At 60.9% G+C, this 16028-nt stretch carries 17 protein-coding genes; 11 read left to right on the top strand and 6 right to left on the bottom strand.

Features of this window, described 5'->3' with window-relative positions:
* Nucleotides 1–70: 70 nt before the first annotated feature.
* Both QD336_RS15985 and QD336_RS15980 read left to right on the top strand, forming a co-directional pair.
* Nucleotides 71–775, top strand: coding sequence for an AzlC family ABC transporter permease (locus tag QD336_RS15985; protein ID WP_499171342.1), 705 nt, complete (start codon nucleotides 71–73; stop codon nucleotides 773–775).
* A complete protein-coding gene (locus QD336_RS15980; protein WP_499171341.1) occupies nucleotides 772–1074 on the top strand; it encodes an AzlD family protein in 303 nt (100 codons plus the stop codon). Before QD336_RS15985 ends, QD336_RS15980 begins: the two co-directional genes overlap by 4 nt.
* Before the next feature lie 97 nt (nucleotides 1075–1171).
* On the opposite strand, the gene QD336_RS15975 is transcribed toward QD336_RS15980, so the two are convergent.
* The gene (locus QD336_RS15975) at nucleotides 1172–2668 is read right to left on the bottom strand and encodes a replicative DNA helicase (RefSeq protein ID WP_269344077.1); all 1497 of its coding nucleotides are present in this window, start codon (nucleotides 2666–2668) and stop codon (nucleotides 1172–1174) included.
* A gap of 311 nt (nucleotides 2669–2979) precedes the next feature.
* Here QD336_RS15975 and QD336_RS15970 point away from each other — a divergent pair, with 311 nt between their 5' ends.
* From QD336_RS15970 to QD336_RS15960, 3 genes are read left to right on the top strand one after another with little or no spacing between them, the layout of a single operon-like run.
* The gene (locus QD336_RS15970) at nucleotides 2980–3435 is read left to right on the top strand and encodes a MarR family winged helix-turn-helix transcriptional regulator (protein WP_269344075.1); all 456 of its coding nucleotides are present in this window, start codon (nucleotides 2980–2982) and stop codon (nucleotides 3433–3435) included.
* Nucleotides 3432–5183, top strand: coding sequence for an MFS transporter (locus QD336_RS15965; RefSeq protein WP_499171340.1), 1752 nt, complete (start codon nucleotides 3432–3434; stop codon nucleotides 5181–5183). The genes QD336_RS15970 and QD336_RS15965 overlap by 4 nt, the downstream gene beginning before the upstream one ends.
* A gap of 18 nt (nucleotides 5184–5201) precedes the next feature.
* Nucleotides 5202–6269: an HlyD family secretion protein gene (locus tag QD336_RS15960; protein WP_269344071.1), complete on the top strand. Its 1068-nt coding sequence runs from the start codon at nucleotides 5202–5204 to the stop codon at nucleotides 6267–6269.
* Between the two features lie 265 nt (nucleotides 6270–6534).
* Here the strand turns inward: QD336_RS15960 and rplI are convergent, their stop codons facing one another.
* The 5 genes from rplI to QD336_RS15935 all read right to left on the bottom strand — a co-directional run bounded on the left by rplI (nucleotide 6535) and on the right by QD336_RS15935 (nucleotide 10322).
* A complete protein-coding gene (gene rplI, locus QD336_RS15955) occupies nucleotides 6535–7110 on the bottom strand; it encodes a 50S ribosomal protein L9 (protein ID WP_077982571.1) in 576 nt (191 codons plus the stop codon).
* Nucleotides 7111–7124: 14 nt separating this feature from the next.
* Nucleotides 7125–8099 (bottom strand): DUF2232 domain-containing protein, encoded by a 975-nt coding sequence (locus tag QD336_RS15950; RefSeq protein ID WP_499171339.1) that lies wholly within the window; start codon nucleotides 8097–8099, stop codon nucleotides 7125–7127.
* Nucleotides 8100–8291: 192 nt separating this feature from the next.
* Entirely contained in the window at nucleotides 8292–8540 is a 249-nt protein-coding gene (rpsR, locus tag QD336_RS15945; protein ID WP_003502063.1) for a 30S ribosomal protein S18, read from the bottom strand.
* A 16-nt stretch (nucleotides 8541–8556) separates the two neighbouring features.
* Nucleotides 8557–8988, bottom strand: coding sequence for a 30S ribosomal protein S6 (gene rpsF, locus QD336_RS15940; protein ID WP_004441041.1), 432 nt, complete (start codon nucleotides 8986–8988; stop codon nucleotides 8557–8559).
* A gap of 290 nt (nucleotides 8989–9278) precedes the next feature.
* On the bottom strand, nucleotides 9279–10322 hold the full coding sequence (locus QD336_RS15935; protein ID WP_499171338.1) for an aldo/keto reductase: 1044 nt from the start codon (nucleotides 10320–10322) through the stop codon (nucleotides 9279–9281).
* A 221-nt stretch (nucleotides 10323–10543) separates the two neighbouring features.
* On the opposite strand from QD336_RS15935, the gene fabD reads away from it, so the two are divergent.
* The 6 genes from fabD to mltG all read left to right on the top strand — a co-directional run bounded on the left by fabD (nucleotide 10544) and on the right by mltG (nucleotide 16005).
* Nucleotides 10544–11488, top strand: a complete 945-nt coding sequence (gene fabD / locus QD336_RS15930) for an ACP S-malonyltransferase (RefSeq protein ID WP_269344058.1) — start codon at nucleotides 10544–10546, stop codon at nucleotides 11486–11488.
* A gap of 95 nt (nucleotides 11489–11583) precedes the next feature.
* Nucleotides 11584–12321, top strand: coding sequence for a 3-oxoacyl-[acyl-carrier-protein] reductase (gene fabG / locus QD336_RS15925; protein WP_269344056.1), 738 nt, complete (start codon nucleotides 11584–11586; stop codon nucleotides 12319–12321).
* Between the two features lie 349 nt (nucleotides 12322–12670).
* Nucleotides 12671–12907: an acyl carrier protein gene (locus QD336_RS15920; protein WP_003502080.1), complete on the top strand. Its 237-nt coding sequence runs from the start codon at nucleotides 12671–12673 to the stop codon at nucleotides 12905–12907.
* 251 nt (nucleotides 12908–13158) lie between these two features.
* Complete coding sequence (gene fabF, locus QD336_RS15915; protein ID WP_499171337.1) at nucleotides 13159–14421, top strand: beta-ketoacyl-ACP synthase II; 1263 nt, start codon at nucleotides 13159–13161, stop codon at nucleotides 14419–14421.
* A 24-nt stretch (nucleotides 14422–14445) separates the two neighbouring features.
* On the top strand, nucleotides 14446–14772 hold the full coding sequence (locus tag QD336_RS15910) for a hypothetical protein (protein WP_499171336.1): 327 nt from the start codon (nucleotides 14446–14448) through the stop codon (nucleotides 14770–14772).
* 12 nt (nucleotides 14773–14784) lie between these two features.
* On the top strand, nucleotides 14785–16005 hold the full coding sequence (gene mltG / locus QD336_RS15905) for an endolytic transglycosylase MltG (RefSeq protein WP_499171335.1): 1221 nt from the start codon (nucleotides 14785–14787) through the stop codon (nucleotides 16003–16005).
* Nucleotides 16006–16028: the final 23 nt, after the last annotated feature.

The raw sequence follows: 16028 nt of genomic DNA, 5'->3' as shown, positions 1-16028 counted from the left end.
CAACATCACTTTCGTTCAAGACCGCGGCGGGGCGTGGGCGTAATCCCTTTCGTCTGAAAGGGAGAATGCGATGTCCATATCGGGAAAACGCCCGGAATTTATCGCGGGGCTGAGGGCCGCCGCGCCATTGCTGGTCGCCATGGTGCCGATCGGCGTGGTGTTCGGTGCAGTCGCCATCGGCAAGGGCCTGTCGCCGCTGGAGGCCTCGCTGATGTCGCTGCTGGTCTTTGCCGGCGGCTCGCAATTCGTCGCCATGGATCTCTGGACCCATCCGGCCAGCTGGAGCGCGCTCGGTTTCGCGGCTCTGCTGGTCAATCTGCGCCATGTGCTGATGAGCGCCTCCATCGCCGGCAAGATGGATGATTTCAGGGGCTGGCGGAAATATGCGGCCATGCTGGTGCTGACGGATGAATCCTGGGCGCTGTCGGAATTCCGGGTCATCGCCGGCAGGCTGACGGCGGCCTTCTTCACGGGTGCTGCGCTCTCCATCTATCTCGTCTGGAACCTCGCAACCCTTGCCGGTGCGCTGCTTGGCTCGGTGGTGGGAGACATGTCGGTCATCGGTCTGGATTTCGCCTTTCCCGCCGTCTTCATCGTGCTTCTCATGGGCTTCTGGAAGGGCAGGGAAACCGGCTTCGTGCTTCTGGCCAGCGCATCCGCCGCCTATCTCACGCATGCGGTGGTTCCGGGTGCCTGGTATATCGCCGCCGGTGCGCTGGCGGGGCTTGCCGTCGCCGCCTTCGGCCGTGAGGAACAGGCGGAGCAGCCGGCATGACGCTCGACCCGAATACGCTGCTGACGATCCTTGCCATGATGGCGGCAACCATCGCCACACGCCTTGGCGGCCTGCTGATGGTCAATCATTTCGCCCTGACGCCGCGTCTAAAAAAGGCGCTCGGCGTGGTGCCGCCCGCCGTTCTTATGGCCGTGGTCACACCGACGGCGCTCGCCAGCGGATTGGCGGAAACCATCGCCTGCGCAATAACCGCCGTCGCCGCGCTCCGTCTCAGCCTGCTGCCGGCCGCCGCGCTCGGCGTTGCGTCCGTGGCACTGCTGCGCGGAATCGGATTGTAAGAAAAGTCTGCCAAGGCCCTGAAAAGATTCTGGCCTTGTGTTCGGAATGCGGGCTGGCGGCGAGGGTGAAAGATGTTTCACCCTCGCCATATCCAGATCAATGCTCTTCGTACTGGGTGAAGCTCGGATCGGCGAGATCCGCAAAGCGGGTGAATTCGGACTGGAAGGCGAGCTTCACCGTGCCGGTCGGTCCGTGACGCTGCTTGGCGATGATGACGTCTGCCGTGCCTTTCACCTTGTCGAACAGGGCTTCCCACTCGGCATATTTGGGATCGGAAATATCGCGCGGTTCCATGTTCTTGACGTAATATTCCTCACGGAACACGAACAGCACGACGTCGGCGTCCTGCTCGATCGAGCCGGATTCACGAAGGTCGGAAAGCTGCGGGCGCTTGTCTTCGCGGTTTTCCACCGCACGGGAGAGCTGTGAGAGCGCGATGATCGGAACGTTGAGTTCCTTGCCCAGCGCCTTCAGACCCGTGGTGATCTGGGTGATTTCCTGCACGCGGTTTTCACCGCCCTTGCCGCCGCCGGTCATCAGCTGAATATAGTCCACGACCAGAACATCGAGGCCGCGCTGGCGCTTCAGGCGGCGGGCGCGGGCGGAAAGCTGGGCAATCGAGATACCACCGGTCTGGTCGATATAAAGCGGCACCTTCTGCATCATCTGGCTGCAGGCGACGAGCTTTTCGAAATCGGCCTCGGTAATGTCACCACGGCGGATTTTCGAGGAGGAGACTTCCGTCTGCTCGGAAATGATACGGGTGGCCAGCTGTTCGGACGACATTTCGAGCGAATAAAAGCCGACGACGCCGCCGTTCTTCGCCTTGAACGAACCGTCCGGCTGCACTTCTTGCTCATACGAGGCGGCGATATTGTAGGCGATGTTGGTCGCAAGCGAGGTCTTGCCCATACCCGGACGACCCGCAAGCACGATAAGGTCGGAACGCTGCAGGCCGCCCATGCGGCCGTCGAGCGAATGAATGCCGGTGGAAATGCCGGAGAGGTTGCCGTCGCGTTCGAAGGCGGCGCCCGCCATGTCGATCGCCAACGCCACCGCATCGTTGAACGACTGGAAACCGCCGTCGTAACGGCCGGTTTCCGCCAGCTCGAACAGGCGGCGTTCGGTGTCTTCGATCTGCGCCTGCGGTGGCATGTCGAGCGGCGCGTCATAGGCGATGTTGACGACATCCTCTCCGATCTGGATCAGCGCGCGGCGCAGCGCCAGATCATAGATCGCCCGGCCGTAATCTTCCGCATTGATGATCGATACGGCTTCGGCCGCCAGACGTGCGAGGTACTGCGCCACCGTCAGGTCGCCGATCTTGTCATCGGCCGGCAGGAAGGTCTTGATCGTCACCGGATTGGCGGTCTTGCCCATGCGGATAATATCGCCCGCCACCTCGAAAATCTTGCGGTGCAGCGGCTCGTAAAGATGCACGGGCTTCAAGAAGTCCGAGACGCGGTAATAGGCGTCGTTATTGACGAGGATGGCGCCCAGCAGCGCCTGTTCGGCCTCGATGTTGTTCGGCGCCTCGCGGTAATGCGGTTCCGCCGGCTGCGCGGGGGTGATCTTTCTCACAGCGTCGTTCATGGTTTGCGCGATCTCCCTTTGCCTTTGTCCTTAAACCTCGGGTTTGGCTTCCTGGGGCATGGCAGTCAATGATATTGTTGCAACACTCTGTGGCAGGCTGACGTCTGCTCCGTGCAGCTGGATCACATCTTCAGTTGTCCCCAGCAATCCACAGGGTGGTGGGGACAAGGTGCCGGAATTTTCCGGCGAGGTGATTCGCTGCCATGAGTTTACCGCATGGCAGACCCGGCATGAAAGAAACTTGAAAATCGTCAGGCTTCCGAATAAATAGGCAGAAAATAAATAGTATCCTAATTATAAGGTTTGCTGATATGTCCCGCGAGACCGACAAGGAACAGCTTCTGGATGAAGTCTCCGCTTTCACCCGCAAACTGCGCGCGTTTTTCGATGCGCGGGTAGGGGAAAGCGGGCTGACGCTGGCCCGTGCGCGTGCGCTTTTTGCGCTGTCGCGGCGTGGTGCGCTGACCCAGACGGAACTTGCCGAGGAAATGGAAATCGAAACCCCGACGCTGGTGCGGGTGCTGGATGGCATGGAGAAACAGAACCTCATCGAGCGCCGCTCCGATGAGAACGACCGTCGCGCCAAACGCATCCACATGACGGCGGAAGGTGAGAAGACCTCGGAAACGGTGCAGGCGGTGGCAAAGACGCTGCGTTCGGAAATCGCCGCCGATATTTCCTCACAGGAACTGGCGATGGCGCTCGATGTGATGCGCCGGCTTTCCGCCAATCTGCAAAACCTCGCAGCCGGGAGGGCGCAATCGTGAGCAGCGTGTTGCCGCAAACCACGGATGAGGCCGCTTCCGAAAACGCCGAGGCGACCGCCGCCACCACAGCGTTTCCGAAAGAGGAGGCGCCTGCGCCGTCAAGTGCTGCGGGCGCGGGCGAGACCGTGCCGGAGCCTGCCCCTCCCGCCGCGCCGCAGCCGGTTGAGCGGCCGCTGTGGCTGCGGCTCTGCTTTATCTTCGCCGGCCTGTCGTTCTTCATTACCCAGGGGCTGGGCATGAACCTCCTCATGGCCAATATCTACCAGTTGCAGGGTGAGTTTTCCGCAACGGTGGCGGAGGTGGCGTGGCTTTCCGCCGCCTATATGGCGCCCTATGCCACCTTCTCCATCGCGCTCTTCAAGGTGCGGGCGCAATATGGCCTGCGGCCCTTTGCCGAACTCTCGATCGTCGCCTTCGTTGTCGCGTCCTGCCTCAATCTCTTCGTCACGGATCTGCATTCGGCCATCGTCATCCGTTTCGTCAGCGGCATGGCGGCGGCGCCGATTTCCTCGCTCGGCTTCCTCTATATTCTGGAGGCCTTTCCGCCGGCGCGGAAATTCTCGCTCGGTTTCAGCATCGCGCTGACAGGCACCCTGCTGTCGGCGCCGCTGGCCCGCATCGTTTCGCCCTCCCTGCTGGAAATCGGCGGCTGGAACGCGCTCTATTCCATGGAAGTGGGATTTGCGCTGATCGCCGGCGCCATGATCCACGTTCTCAAGGTCACGCCGCCGCCGCGCGCGAAAGTCATCGAGCGCATGGATATTCTGAGTTATCTGCTGTTTGCCGGCGGTCTCGGTTGTCTTGCGATCATGCTTACGCTTGGCCGGTTCTACTGGTGGTTCGAGACGTGGTGGCTGGGCGCGCTTCTGGCGACGTCGATCGCGCTTCTGACGCTGATGGCCTTCATCGAACTGCCGCGCAAGTACCCGCTGCTCGACCTGCGCTGGATTTTCTCGAAGACCAATCTGCATGTCATTGCGGTGCTGCTCGTCTACCGCGCGGTTTCTTCTGAACAATCCTCTACGGCGGTCAGCTTTTATCAGCAGCTCGGCCTGCTGAATGACCAGACGACCACGCTTTACGCGCTGGTGCTGCTGGCCACCGTGCTTGGCGGTGCCGCCTGCGCCTGGCTGATGCTGACGAAATATGTCGATACCGCCCATGTGATCGCATTGACGCTGATTGCGGCCGGCTCGTTCATGGACAGCCAGTCCACCAATCTGACGCGGCCCGAGCAAATGTATCTCAGCCAGATGATGATTGCCTTTGGCGCGGCCATGTTCCTGCCGCCGGTCATGTCCAAGGGGTTTGCCGCGGCCCTCGCCAGAGGTGCGCCCTATCTGGTGAATTTCATCACCATCTTCCTGTTTACCCAGATCACGGGCTCGATGCTGATGACCGGGCTGCTCGGCAGTTTCGTAACGCTGCGGGAGAAGTTTCACTCCAATATTCTGGTGGAAAATATCCTGCTCACCAATCCCCTGGTCGCCCAGCGCGTGTCGCAGCTTTCCGGCTCCTACAGCCATGTCATCACCGATCCGGCGCTGCTGAAGGCGGAAGGTCTGGCGCTGCTTGGCCAGCAGGTCAGCAGGGAAGCTTATGTGCTCGCCTATAATGATACGTTCCTGCTGATATCCGTCGTTTCGGCGCTGGCCTTGGTCGCGCTTTTACTCCACCTTGCATGGTTGCGCATCCGTCCGTTCCTCGCGGGGAACAATGCCGATGCCGCGCCGGCGCCACAGTCTTGAACCTCCAAGAGTGACATTATGCTGAAGAAGTTTTTTACTCCCGTTTCCATCCTCGTTCTGCTCGGCGGCGTCGCCGGTGTGGCGCTCGTGCTTTACGCCTGGCGGCTGCCGCCCTTCCTCTCCACCGTCGAAATGACCGACAACGCCTTCGTGCGCGGTTATGTGACGACCATGAGCCCGCAGGTCAGCGGTTATGTCGTGGATGTCCCGGTGAAGGACTATCAGGAAGTCAAGCAGGGCGCCCTGCTGGCCAGGATCGACGACCGTATCTATCGCCAGAAACAGGCGCAGGCGGAAGCCACGCTCGATACCCACAAGGCAGCGCTCGATAATTCCCGCCAGCAGGAAAATGCCGCCAATGCCAATATCCGCTCCAGCGAGGCGGCGGTCGACAGCGCCGAGGCTTCGCTGAAACAGGCGCAGCTCGCCTCCGACCGGCAGGATAACCTCATCAAGAGCGGTGCCGGAACCTCCAGCCTGCAGGAAGAAGCCCATGCCGCGCTTGAAAAGGCGCGCGCATCGCTGTCGCAGGCGAAAGCGGCGCTCGAGGTCTCCCGTCAGGATCTGCAGACGATCATCGTCAACCGCAGCTCATTGCAGGCCGCTGTCGCCAATGCCGAAGCCGCCGTCGAGCTCGCTCGCATCGACCTCGCCAACACCGAAATCCACGCGCCCGTGGATGGCAGGCTCGGCGAAGTGGGCGTCCGCACCGGCCAATATGTCACCGCCGGCACGCAGCTGATGGCCGTCGTGCCGCATGATGTCTGGGTTATCGCGAATTTCAAGGAAACCCAGCTCGCCGGCATGCAGGTGGGCCAGCCGGTGACGATTTCAGTCGACGCGCTGCATCGCCGCAAGCTGACCGGCCATGTGGAGCGGTTCTCGCCCGCGACGGGTTCGGAATTCGCCGTCATCAAGCCTGACAATGCGACCGGCAATTTCGTGAAGATCGCCCAGCGTCTCGGCGTGCGGATCGTGATCGATGCGGATCAGCCGCTCGCGGCGGAGCTTTCGCCGGGCATGTCGGTGGTGGTGCATGTGGATAAGAGCAAGGCGCCGGATGGGGCGGAGACGGCGGCGAAGTAGTCTTGCTCTGGAGTGTGCCGAGAGGCACCCCCCTCTGTCCTGCCGGACATCTCCCCCTCAAGGGGGGAGATCGACTCGTGGTCAGGTCTTGCCTATCTCAACAGTTGCGAACGAAGCGGTGGTAGCGCCGCTTGCCGATCTCTCCCCTTGAGGGGGAGATGCCCGGCAGAGCAGAGGGGGGTATCCAACGGCAAACTCGAAGCCCGCAAACAAAAAACCCCGGATGTCGCCATCCGGGGTTTTCCTTTGGCCATTAAGCCAAATCTTATTCGTCGTCGCCGTCGCGGTCAGCTTCCGGATCGAAGAAGTCTTCCGGACGCAGCGCGTCTTCGTCAACGCCGTAGATGGCGTCAGCGGAGGTGAGGCTTTCGCCCTTGGCCTGACGTTCTGCTTCTTCAGCCGAACGGGCAACGTTCAGCTCAACCTGAAGCTCGACTTCGGCATGCAGGTGCAGGGTGACGTTGTGCAGGCCGATGGTCTTGATCGGCGTGTTCAGTTCAACCTGGTTGCGGCCGATGTTGAAGCCTTCGGCGCCGAGGATTTCGACGACGTCGCGAGCAGCAACAGAACCGTAGAGCTGGCCGGTTTCGCCAGCCGAACGGACGACGATGAAGGACTTGCCTTCGAGAGCCTCGGCAACCTTCTGGGCTTCCGACTTGCGCTCGAGGTTACGGGCTTCGAGCGTTGCGCGCTCGGTTTCGAAACGGGTCTTGTTGGCGGCGTTGGCGCGCAGCGCCTTGCCCTGCGGCAGCAGGAAGTTACGGGCATAGCCGTCGCGAACCTTGACGGTTTCGCCCATCTGGCCGAGCTTGTTGATGCGTTCGAGAAGAATAACGTCCATCTTCTTGATCCTTTCTATGGTTTGGTTTCGTTCGTTGTGTCGGTTTTCCGTGCCGGCGTCAGAGAGATCGTGCTGCGCACGTCGCTCAGGCCGAGCACGAGAATGATGAACAGCGGAAAGACAAAGACCGCCGAGAGATAAGCGAGGATGAGAACCGGCAGCCGCCAGTCCTTTCCGCGCGCTTTTTTATGCAGCGAGGCATAACCCGCCATCAGGAAGCCCGCGCCGAAGGTGCCGCAGATGACGGCACCAACCATGGCGGCAACGCCCCCGAAGAACATGGCGAGGATGCCGCCGAGAAAGATGAAGATCGCATTGCGGTGCATGCGCAGCGCGGAAGCAATGTCTTCGCGCGGACGAAGTCCCTTGCCGAAGGAACCGACCAGCCGGGTCGCGAAATAATAGGCCGCAAACAGCAGGATGACCCAGAGGCCGCCCTGAACGATCGGCAGCATCAGTACGAACAGCGACTTCGCCCGCGCCAGTCCCTCGACATCGGGTTGGAACAAAGGTTCGCTATTCTGAACCGAGGTCATAATCACGTCGATCAGACGCGCGACGAGATCGGGACCATAACCGATCATCCAGCCGAGAATAACGACGGCGACAGAGACCAGAATGCAAAGATGCAGCACGATGCCGGACAGCGGATACCAGGCAAGCAGATCATCCGGGCCGCCAAGTTCGGAAGCCGGGCGCGCCAGATTGGCGAGATGCGAAAGCCAGCCGGCCGGGATCAGCGTGAAGATGGCAATGGTCAGCGCGAAAAGCGGCGACATGACCAGCGCACCGATAAGGGCCGTGGTGATGATGGCGACGACGGCGGCGCGATTGCCCCAGCCCATGCCGGCGATCAGGATCGGCATGGCGGAACCGGCATAGAGCAGGAAGGAAAAGGACGACTGTGCCGTTGCGCCAAGCGTTAAAAACGCGGCGCATATGCCGGCGAGAACGCCGGTGATCAGCACTGTCTGGTTCAACTTTTGCACTTCGCTGTCCTGCTGAAACTAAAGCAGTTAGAGGATCGCTCCTTGGAGCCTCATCCCCAACATGGGTTTTATGGTATCGATCCGCGCCCAACGCGGAAGGATTTGGAACTCGCAACCCACTGATTAAAAGTCAGTTGCTTCAACGGATAAAACGAGGCCGCACCAAAAAAAGCGCAGCCTCGCTTCAATTCATTACGCTACGACGTAGGGCAGCAGGCCGAGGAAACGGGCGCGCTTGATCGCCTGGGCGAGTTCGCGCTGCTTCTTCTGGGAAACGGCCGTGATGCGGGACGGAACGATCTTGCCGCGCTCGGAAATGTAGCGCTGCAGGAGACGAACGTCCTTGTAGTCGATCTTCGGAGCGTTGGCGCCGGAGAAGGGGCACGTCTTGCGACGGCGGTGGAACGGGCGGCGTGCCTGGGAAGAGGATGCGTCAGCCATTGATCAAAACTCCTTCTTATGCACGGTCTTCGCGCGGACGGCGCGGACGGTCTTCGCGGGGACCACGATCTTCACGCGGGCCACGGTCCGGACGGTCGCCATCGCGGCGCGGACGGTCGTCACGGTCGCGCTTCTGCATCATCGCGGACGGGCCTTCTTCGTGGGCTTCGACGGCGATGGTCATGTAGCGAAGAACGTCTTCGTTGATGCGCATCTGGCGCTCGACTTCATGGATGGCGGCCGCCGGAGCGTCGATGTCCATGAGAGCGTAGTGAGCCTTGCGGTTCTTCTTGATGCGGTAGGTGAGGGACTTCAGACCCCAGTTCTCGATGCGTCCGACTTTGCCGCCGAACGATTCGATAACGCCCTTGTACTGCTCGACAAGTGCGTCGACCTGCTGGGCAGAAATATCCTGCCGGGCAAGGAAGATGTGTTCGTAAAGAGCCATTTAAGCTTTGCCTTTCTTGCGTTTCGTCCTTCACCCGGCAACGGCGCTAAGCCTCAACGACTGCTCCTGAAAAGGCACGAGGCCTTAAAGCAAGAAAAGCGTTGTTCGAGACGGTCGAGAGCGGAGACACGGGAGGCCGGAAAAACCTTATGGTTCCTGCTGTTCCGTTGCCGGAACCAGCCCTCCGTTCAGCCACCAGCCAATTGGACCGGGTGTTGTGAACAGCGCGCTTATACGGATTTTTGCCCGGAATGCAAGGGCAAGAGCGAAAAAAGCGCGCCGGTCGATCCTCAAATCGCCATCGGATATTGCCGATGGATCGTCGCAACGCCCTTCAGCACCTCGTCCGACAGGGTCACATCCGCCGCTGCGATATCCGTCTTCAACTGTTCCATCGTCGTCGCGCCGATGATGGCCGAGGCCATGAAGGGCCGGGTGAGGCAGAAGGCGATGGCGAGCTGGGCCGGGTCGATGCCGTGCGCGGCCGCAAGCTCCAGATAGGCCTTGACCGGGGCTTCCTGATGCGGCTGCAGGCGGCCGCCGAGGTCGTGATTGATGCTGGCGCGCGATCCCGCCGGACGGGCGCCGTTCTGGTATTTGCCGGTGAGCAGACCCGCCGCCAGCGGCGAATAGGCGAGCAGGCCGACATCTTCATGATGGGCGACTTCCGCCATGTCGAGGTCGAAGCTGCGATAGAGCAGGTTATATTCGTTCTGGATGGTGGCGATACGCGGCAGGCCGTTGGCCTCGGCGATATCGATATATTTCTGCGTGCCCCAGGCGCTTTCGTTGGAGAGGCCGATGGCGCGGATCTTGCCGGCTTTCACCAGTTCGCCGAGCGTTTCTAGCTTTTCGGTGATTTCGGCGAGCGTACGCTCTTTCGCCTGACCGGAAGCATCGAAGCTCCAGACACCGCGGAAATGGTAGGTGCCGCGATTCGGCCAGTGAATCTGGTAGAGGTCGATGTAATCGGTCTTCAGCCGCCTGAGGCTGGTATCCACCGCCTCGCGGATTGCGGTGGCGTCAATATCGCGGCCGCCGCGAATATAGTCGCGGCCCGAGCCGGCGACCTTGGTGGCGAGCACGACCTGATCGCGTTTGCCGGTCTTTTCAAACCATGTGCCGATGTAATCCTCGGTCCGGCCCTGTGTTTCGGCGGAAACGGGGGTGGTGGGGTAAAGCTCGGCCGTATCGAAGAAATTGACGCCGTTTTCGACGGCGTAATCCATCTGCGCATGCGCTTCGGCTTCGGTATTCTGCGTGCCCCACGTCATCGTGCCGAGGCAGATTTCGGACACGGAGATACCCGTGCGACCCAGTAGTTTTTGTTTCATGGAGGTGTCCCGGTGCTTGGCCAGTTTTGGAAGGTGGTGTGAAACTAATCGGGAATTGCCGCAGTGCAAGAAAAAATATGATGAAAAGAAAGGGGAAAACGGGACGGCAAAACCCCTCACAACAGCCTGCCATAGGGCTTCAAGCCTTGACTTCGCCGGCGGGAATGTGAATGGAAGTCCGAAAGAATAAAGGCAAGGCCAGACAAGAAGGACGACATCCCATGGGTATTGCATTCACATTTCCCGGTCAGGGAAGCCAGGCCGTCGGCATGGGCAAGGAGCTGGCGGATACCTATCCGGAAGCGCGCGCCGTGTTCCAGGAAGTCGACGAGGCGCTTGATCAGAAGCTTTCCGACATCATGTGGAACGGCCCGGAAGAGACGCTGACGCTGACGGCGAACGCCCAGCCGGCCCTCATGGCTGTCTCCATGGCGGTCATGCGCGTTCTCGAGGCGCGCGGCTTCAAGCTGTCCGATACGGTTTCTTATGTGGCCGGCCATTCGCTCGGCGAATATTCGGCGCTCTGCGCCGCAGGCACCTTCTCGATTGCCGATACAGCCCGTCTTCTGCGCATTCGCGGCAATGCCATGCAGGCCGCCGTGCCGGTCGGCGAGGGTGCCATGGCTGCGATCATCGGGTTGGAGCATGATGCGGTCTCAGCCATCTGCGAGGAAGCGGGCGTGCTCGGCGTCTGCCAGATCGCCAACGACAATGGCGGCGGCCAGCTGGTCATTTCCGGTGGCAAGGCTGCCGTCGAAAAGGCAGCCGCGATCGCTTCCGAAAAGGGCGCCAAACGCGCCATCATGTTGCCGGTTTCCGCTCCTTTCCACTCCGCGCTGATGGCGCCGGCGGCGGAAGCGATGCGCGAGGCGCTGGCGAAAGTCGAAAAGCACAATCCTGTGGTGCCGGTCATCGCCAATGTGCGCGCCGCTCCCGTTTCCGACGCCAATGAGATCGCCGCCCTGCTGGTCGAACAGGTGACGGGCCAGGTGCGCTGGCGCGAGACGGTTGAGTGGTTCGCCGCCAACAACGTAACCCAGCTTTACGAAATCGGCTCCGGCAAGGTGCTGACGGGCCTTGCCCGCCGTATCGACAAGACGGTGAACGGCGTTGCCGTCAACGGTGCGGCCGATATCGACCAGCTGCTTGCCACGCTTATCGGCTGAGGCGGGCTTTGCCCCGCACCGGCTTTTTATTTTGACAATTCCCGATGCAGAGCCGCAAAACTTCCTGCGGACTTGCCATAAAGAAGGAACGAACCATGTTTGATCTGACAGGCCGCAAGGCTCTCGTAACCGGCGCGACCGGCGGCATCGGCGAAGAAATCGCCCGCACCCTGCATGCCCAGGGCGCAATCGTCGGCCTGCACGGCACCCGCGTTGAAAAGCTCGAGGCCCTGGCGGCGGAACTTGGCGACCGCGTCAAGATTTTCCCGGCCAACCTTTCCGACCGCGCCGAAGTCAAGGCGCTGGGTGAAAAGGCCGAAGCCGAGCTGGAAGGCGTCGATATTCTCGTCAACAATGCCGGCATCACCAAGGATGGCCTCTTCGTGCGCATGAGCGACGAGGACTGGGACAATGTCATCGAGGTGAACCTGACGGCGATGTTCCGTCTGACGCGCGAGTTGACGCACCCGATGATGCGCCGCCGTTTCGGCCGCATCATCAACATCACCTCCATCGTCGGCGTCACCGGCAATCCCGGTCAGGTCAACTACTGCGCTTCCAAGGCCGGCATGATCGGTTTTTCGAAGTCGCTGGCGCAGGAAATCGCCACCCGCAACGTCACCGTCAATTGCGTGGCCCCGGGCTTCATCGAAAGCGCCATGACCGGCAAGCTGAACGACAAGCAGAAAGAGGCCATCATGGGCGCCATTCCCATGAAGCGCATGGGCACGGGAGCGGAAATCGCCTCGGCCGTGCTTTACCTCGCTTCCAACGAGGCGGGCTACATGACGGGCCAGACCCTGCACGTTAATGGCGGCATGGCGATGATCTGAGGCGCTCCCAAGGCGTCTTGAAATGATTGCGGCGCTGTTCAGGCATCCTCCCGGGTGTCCCGCGCCGCAAGGCTCCGCTTGCCGGTTCCGGCGAAATTGCCTGTCATACGCTGTGCTTAGCGCGTTTTCAGGCTTTTCGACCGATTGAAACCATGTTAAGCGGGCCAAGACTGTGAACAGTCGTCCCGGAGAGACAGGAAGCCGTTGCGATTTTGTGTGACGATGTCTAGCTTGGACCGGGTTGAACGGGTTTGCCAGCGGTGCCGGATTTGAACGGCGCATGAGGGCTTCTAACAGGGCAGGGTGCCGAAAGGCATTCCCTTTCAAAATAAAGGTCGAGGAAACCGACATGAGCGATATCGCAGAACGCGTAAAGAAAATTGTAATTGATCATCTTGGCGTTGACGCCGACAAGGTTGTTGAAGGCGCCAGCTTCATTGACGATCTGGGCGCTGATTCGCTCGACACCGTTGAACTGGTCATGGCTTTCGAAGAAGAATTCGGCGTTGAAATCCCCGACGACGCAGCTGACTCGATCCTGACCGTTGGCGACGCCGTCAAGTTCATCGAGAAGGCCCAGGCCTGATCGACCTTCATCGGGAAGGTGGCATATCTTCCCGTCTTGGCCCGGCTTGTCCGGGCCAATGTTTTATAGGCAGGCGGGACGTGCCCGAAGGGCGCGGGTTCCGGGTGTCGCAAGGGGTTACGGGCCGTAACAACGCTGCCTGTAACTTTCGTGCAAAGATTTAGAAATACTGCAGCCTGTCGCGAGCGCCATTCCACGGTGCCCGGCGTTGCAGAAAGACCGATGATTTGGATAAGGGCGGAGCATTGGCGATGAGGCGTGTCGTTATCACCGGTACCGGCATGGTATCTCCTCTTGGATGCGGAACGGAAGTGACCTGGGAACGGCTTTTGGCCGGCCAGAACGGCGCCCGTCTCGTGACGGAATTCGAGGTCGAGGACCTGCCCGCAAAGATCGCCTGCCGCATTCCCGTCGGCGATGGCTCCGATGGCACCTTCAATGCCGATGACTGGATGGAGCCCAAGGAACAGCGCAAGGTCGATCCCTTCATCGTTTACGGCATGGCTGCCGCCGACATGGCGCTTGCCGATGCCAACTGGCATCCGGAAACGGATGAGGACCAGATTGCCACCGGCGTTCTGATCGGCTCCGGCATCGGCGGTCTGGAAGGCATCGTCGAGGCGGGTTACACGCTGCGCGACAAGGGCCCGCGCCGCATTTCGCCATTCTTCATTCCCGGCCGTCTGATCAACCTCGTATCCGGCCAGGTTTCCATTCGCCACAAGCTGCGTGGACCGAACCACGCCGTGGTGACCGCCTGCTCGACCGGCGCGCACGCCATTGGCGATGCAGCCCGCCTGATCACGCTTGGCGACGCCGACGTCATGGTCGCCGGTGGCGCCGAATCGCCGGTCTGCCGCATTTCGCTTGCCGGTTTTGCCGCCTGCAAGGCGCTTTCGACCCAGCACAACGACGATCCGCAGAAGGCTTCGCGCCCCTATGACCGCGACCGCGACGGTTTCGTTATGGGCGAGGGCGCCGGCATCGTCGTTCTCGAAGAACTCGAGCATGCCAAGGCACGCGGCGCGAAGATTTACGCCGAAGTCGTCGGTTACGGCCTTTCCGGTGATGCCTATCACATCACGGCTCCGTCCGAGGACGGCGACGGTGCCTATCGCTGCATGTCGATGGCGCTGAAGCGCGCCGGCCTGACGGCGGATGATATCGACTACATCAACGCCCACGGCACCTCCACCATGGCTGACACGATCGAGCTTGGTGCTGTGGAGCGCCTGGTCGGCGAATCGGCTCCAAAGATTTCCATGTCTTCCACCAAGTCGGCCACCGGCCATCTTCTCGGTGCTGCCGGCGCCATCGAGGCGATTTTCGCGACGCTTGCGATCCGCGACAACATCGTTCCGCCGACGCTCAACCTCGACAATCCCGATGTCGAGACGAAGATCGACCTCGTGCCGCACAAGGCACGCAAGCGGCAGGTCAATGTGGCGCTCTCGAATTCCTTCGGTTTCGGCGGCACCAACGCCTCCCTCGTGCTGCGTCGTTACGAAGCATAATCGCGGCGGCGGTTTGCCGTCGCGGTGGCGTCCGCGCCGCAAGCCGCTCGTGGCGGTTGCGGCGTTCTCCTGCCGGACGCTGACAAGCATGTTCTTTCCTTTGAAGAACGCATTGCGGCTTGCGAAAGTCATTCCGATTTTCGCGCCGATATTGTAGTCGTTTATGGAAGGCGTTTGCCGGTTCGGGATAATTTCCGGCCGCAGGCGGCTTCCTCCAGCGGCTTTGTCCGAAACGATGTTCGTGAAGCAGCATATCAGGGCTTCACGATATCTCCATGTGGTGCGGGAAGGCATTCCGAACCTGTTTTTGCCGCATTACCTGCGCAAAAAGCGCTGACAACGCCGAACTGAAAAGGACCGACGGTGAGCGACACGAACCAGAACAGCCAGGGACCATACGGACAAAACGGCGCGGGCGAAGGCAATCGCGGCCCGATCATTCCGAAATCCCCGACGGAGGCCCTGCGGCCGGAAAAGGTGCCGGCGCCGCCGAAGCGCTCCCGCAAGGCCCATGGCCAGCTTGTGATCTTCCTGAATTTCCTGATGACGCTTGCGGTCGCCGTCTGTGTGCTGGCCATTGTCGCCTTTTATTACATGATCAATGCGTTCCAGGAGCCCGGTCCGCTTCAGACGAACACCCACTTCACGGTGCGCAATGGTGCGGGCATCATCGAGATCGCCAATAATCTCGAGCGCAACGAGGTTATTTCAAATGCCCGCGTCTTCCGCCTGATGACGGGCAGCTACCTGCAAAAGGACCAGACGCTGAAGGCCGGCGAATATGAGATCAAGGCCGGCGCATCGATGAAGGACATCATGCTGCTGCTGGAATCCGGCAAGTCGATCCTTTATTCCGTGTCGCTGCCGGAGGGCCTGACCGTGAAGCAGATGTTCGCGCGCCTTGCCGCAGACGACGTGCTGGACGGCGAACTGCCCTCGGCCCTGCCGTCGGAAGGCAGCCTGCGGCCCGATACCTATCGTTTTACCCGAGGCACCAAGCGCGAAGAGATCATCAACCAGATGAGTGCGGCGCAGGACAAGCTGATCGACATGATCTGGGAAAGGCGCGACCCCGACCTGCCGATCAAGACCGTCGAGGAATTCGTGACACTTGCCTCGATCGTCGAGAAGGAAACCGGCAAGGATGACGAGCGCGCCCATGTCGCCTCCGTCTTCTATAATCGCCTGAAGAAGGGCATGCGCCTGCAATCCGATCCGACGATCATCTACGGCCTGTTCGGCGGCGAGGGCAAACCCTCCGACCGTCCGATCTACCAGTCGGACCTGCAGAAACAGACGCCGTTCAACACCTATGTGATCAAGGGTCTGCCGCCGTCGCCCATCGCCAATCCGGGCCGGGCGGCGCTTGAGGCCGTTGCCAATCCATGGCGCACGGACGACCTTTATTTCGTGGCCGACGGCACGGGTGGCCACGTCTTTGCCAAGACGCTGGAAGAGCACAACGCCAATGTGCGCCGCTGGCGCAAGATCGAGGCCGAAAAGGCGGCCTCCGGCGGCAATCCCGAAGTTGTCGTGGATGGCCAGCCGGGCGGCGCCGAGGCGGAAAAACCGGCCAACAACTGATAATCGCGACCGGGCCCTGCGAT

This window comes from Rhizobium sp. BR 250, from assembly GCF_047445855.1.
GTDB lineage: Bacteria > Pseudomonadota > Alphaproteobacteria > Rhizobiales > Rhizobiaceae > Agrobacterium > Agrobacterium tumefaciens_I.
This window is presented reverse-complemented; position numbering and strand designations above follow the sequence as displayed.